The sequence below is a fragment of the Chryseosolibacter histidinae genome, from assembly GCF_018598225.1.
GTDB lineage: Bacteria > Bacteroidota > Bacteroidia > Cytophagales > Cyclobacteriaceae > Chryseosolibacter > Chryseosolibacter histidini.
Genome location: NZ_JAHESF010000088.1, coordinates 1 through 3,470, shown reverse-complemented (window position 1 = coordinate 3,470; position 3,470 = coordinate 1). Strand labels below are relative to the sequence as shown.

The 3,470-nt window shown below is 47.5% G+C and carries 4 protein-coding genes; all 4 read left to right on the top strand.

Annotation, left to right across the window (positions count from 1 at the left end):
* A partial coding sequence (locus tag KK083_RS32255; RefSeq protein ID WP_254170285.1) for an ACT domain-containing protein occupies nt 1-968 on the top strand: 968 nt, incomplete at its 5' end.
* 52 nt (nt 969-1,020) lie between these two features.
* Nucleotides 1,021-1,491 carry a Fur family transcriptional regulator gene (locus KK083_RS32250; protein ID WP_254170284.1) on the top strand — a complete coding sequence of 157 codons (471 nt, stop codon included), beginning with the start codon at nt 1,021-1,023 and terminating at the stop codon, nt 1,489-1,491.
* 24 nt (nt 1,492-1,515) lie between these two features.
* A complete protein-coding gene (locus KK083_RS32245; protein ID WP_254170283.1) occupies nt 1,516-1,857 on the top strand; it encodes an STAS domain-containing protein in 342 nt (113 codons plus the stop codon).
* Nucleotide 1,858: 1 nt separating this feature from the next.
* Entirely contained in the window at nt 1,859-3,142 is a 1,284-nt protein-coding gene (locus KK083_RS32240; protein WP_254170282.1) for an adenylosuccinate synthase, read from the top strand.
* Nucleotides 3,143-3,470: the final 328 nt, after the last annotated feature.

Here is a 3,470-nt window from a genome sequence, read left to right as displayed (position 1 = left end):
CCCCCCCCCCCCCCCCCCCTCTTATTTGCCCCCCGCCCGCGCCTCCGGACTTGGCCTCTGGGCTCAGGGGCTCGGAGATGGGTAAACGACACAGTAATTACGTGTTGAAGAACGGCGACCAGATCGAGATCCTCACGTCACAGAAGCAGAAGCCTCACGAAGACTGGCTCCGGTTTGTGGTGAGCTCCAAAGCCAAATCGCGGATCAAGGAAGAGCTGAAGGAAGACAAAAAGAAATCGGCGGAAGAAGGTAAGGAGATCATTCTGCGCAAGATCAGGCAACTGAAAGAAGAGCCCACCCAGCAGCTGCTGGAACAGATGCGCGACTATTTTAAGGCAGCCACACATTTTGACCTGTATTTCAGGGTAGGGGCAGGTTTTATCACCACGGCCGATATCAAACGCTTTGTGGAGAATCGCCCGGCGTCGCCCATCCGCTCTAAGCCCAACCTGCAGGTGGCCGATGCCAAAACGATCGAGCAGGAGATCACCAAGATCAAAGGCCGCTACGAAGATATCTTGCTGGTGGGTGAAGACATGGACGTTGTTGATTACAAGCTGGCCAAATGTTGCACCCCGATCCCCGGTGACGACGTGTTCGGTTTTGTTACCGTGAACGAAGGTATCAAGATCCACAGAACCAACTGCCCGAATGCGCCCGAGCTGCTGTCGCACCATGGCAACCGGGTGGTAAAGGCAAAATGGACTTCCCAGCACGAGGTGGCTTTCCTCACGGGCCTGAAAATCAAGGGAACAGACCGGGTAGGGCTCATAAATGATGTTTCGAAGATCATCTCGGAAGAGCTTAAAGTGAACATGAGCTCTATGTCGATCCATACCGATAATGGCATCTTTGACGGCGAAATCATGCTTTACGTGAACGATACACGGCATTTGGAGCAATTGATCGGCAAGCTGGAGAAGGTGGAAGGGGTTGTAAAAGTGAGCAGATTTGATTCAAAGGAATAAATCGTTTTTGAAAGGGGGATTCGAATGTTATCTTTGACCCCTTGATTTGAATATGGCGCTGAATCCGAAGATTTACGAAGAGGTTAAAAAGATTTTCACGGCTTACCTTGAGAACAAGGAGCTGCGGAAAACACCGGAGCGCTATGCTATTTTGGAAGAGATTTACTCGCGCGACGGGCATTTTGATGTGGAATCGCTCTACATCAGCATGAAGAATAAAAATTACAGGGTAAGCAGGGCCACGGTGTACAATACGCTCGACCTGCTTGTGGAATGCGACCTGGTAAGCAAACACCAGTTCGGTAAAAACCTCGCCCAGTATGAAAAATCATACGGGTATAAACAGCACGATCACCTGATCTGCACAGAGTGTCACCAGGTGGTGGAGTTTTGCGATCCCCGGATCCAGAACATCCAGACCACGGTAGAGGAGATCCTGCATTTTAATGTGCTTCACCATTCGCTGATCCTGTATGCGGCGTGCACCAAACAGAATTGTGAGCACCGTAAATCTTTAAATTGAACCTAGGCCTTAACCTCCAGCTCGATGACCTTTGAAAAAGAAATAAAAGACGACTCCCTCATCATACGTCTCTCCGGAGATCTGATCGGAGAAGACAATGGTGTTAATATTCTTGACATCGTCAGCAATGCCATTCAGCAACAGGTATATACCTGCATCATTGATATTTCCGGTCTCCGGTATATCAACAGCAGTGGCATCGGCGTGCTCATCACCATCCTGACAAAATTCAGGAACAAAGGAGGCGAGGTTTACCTGATGAAACCATCTGAAAACGTTCAGAAGCTTCTGGTGATCACGAAGCTTAATGCCATCTTCCAGATCGTTCAGAGTGAAGCAGAGGTTCTAAAACTCTCAAAGAAATAAAATGTCGAAAGTAGATGTACTGTTAGGCCTTCAGTGGGGCGATGAAGGTAAGGGAAAGATCGTTGATGTATTTGCGCCCAAATATGATGTGGTAGCACGTTTCCAGGGAGGACCCAACGCAGGTCATACGTTGGAGTTCGACGGAATCAAGCACGTACTGCACCAGATCCCTTCCGGCATATTCAGAGAGAAAACCAAAAACGTTATCGGTAATGGGGTGGTGCTCGATCCCATCGTCTTTAAAACAGAGATCGAGAAACTTCAGAAGTTCAACCTGAACATCAAGGCCAACCTTTTTATCTCGAAGAAAGCAACGCTGATCCTTCCCACGCACAGGCTGCTGGACCAGGCATATGAGAAAGAGAAAGGAGAGAACAAGATCGGCTCCACGCTGAAGGGCATCGGTCCTACGTACCAGGACAAGATCGGGCGACAGGGATTGCGTGTAGGTGATATTCTTGCCGACAATTTTTCCGACAAGTTTAAAAAACTGACAAGCATCCACTTCAACATATTGAAAGCGCACGACATTCAGTATGACTGGAATGAGTTGGAGAAGCAGTTCCTGGATGCGATCACTTTCCTCAAGCAGTTCAACCTGATCGAAAGTGAATATTTTCTCAACAATGAATTGAAAAAAGGTTCTTCGATCCTCGCAGAAGGAGCGCAGGGGTCGTTGCTCGATATCGATTTCGGAAGTTATCCGTTCGTTACCAGCTCCAACACGGTGACAGCAGGCGCCTGTACAGGTCTTGGTATTGCCCCACATAAGATCGGGGAGGTGTTCGGTATCTTCAAGGCTTACAGCACGCGGGTGGGAAGCGGCCCTTTTCCTACGGAGCTTTTGGACGACCAGGGTGAGCTCATGCGCAAGCAGGGGAATGAGTTCGGATCCACTACCGGACGCCCGAGGCGGTGTGGCTGGATCGATCTGCCGTCGCTGAAATATTCGATCATGATCAATGGTGTGACACAGCTGCTGATGATGAAGGCGGATGTATTGAATATTTTTTCAACAATAAAAGTTTGTACAAAATATCAGCTGAAAGACGGCACCATCACGGATGCGTTGCCTTATGAGTTTGTAAACCAGAAGATTACGCCGGTTTATACTGAGCTAAAAGGCTGGAATACAGAGCTTTCAGGAATTTCAGATAAAGCAATGCCTTTTGAGCTGAGCCAATACATTGATTTTCTGGAAGAAGAGCTTAAAGTTCCTATTACCCTTATCTCTACGGGACCCGACCGTACGCAGACCGTATACAGGCACGCCGTATCTGTTTAAAAAAATTTTTTTGACAGACACTTGCATTGTGATACCATCTCTGATACCTTTGCACTCCCAATTCGGAAGGAAGTGGTTGAAACAACAAGATTGACGAGGTTCATAAAATGAAACTCCAATGAGAACTAAAAACACATTGTTTTTGGTTATCTCAAAACGTTCTTTGAATGGATGATAATTGATAGCGGACCCATGAATACTGCGAGGTGTTTATGAGTCAAATTCTGAAAGGAAAGTTTCAGTCGCGAGATTGAGACAGGACACAAGAAAAATCGGGAGCCATGAGAATAGATCGATAGAGGTCTATTCGGAAAAAAGGTATCAAACA

What these genes read in the sequence shown, in the direction of transcription:
- KK083_RS32250 (WP_254170284.1), top strand. Translation starts at nt 1,021, where the DNA reads ATGGCGCTGAATCCGAAGATTTACGAAGAGGTTAAAAAGATTTTCACG.
- KK083_RS32245 (WP_254170283.1), top strand. Translation starts at nt 1,516, where the DNA reads ATGACCTTTGAAAAAGAAATAAAAGACGACTCCCTCATCATACGTCTC.
- KK083_RS32240 (WP_254170282.1), top strand. Translation starts at nt 1,859, where the DNA reads ATGTCGAAAGTAGATGTACTGTTAGGCCTTCAGTGGGGCGATGAAGGT.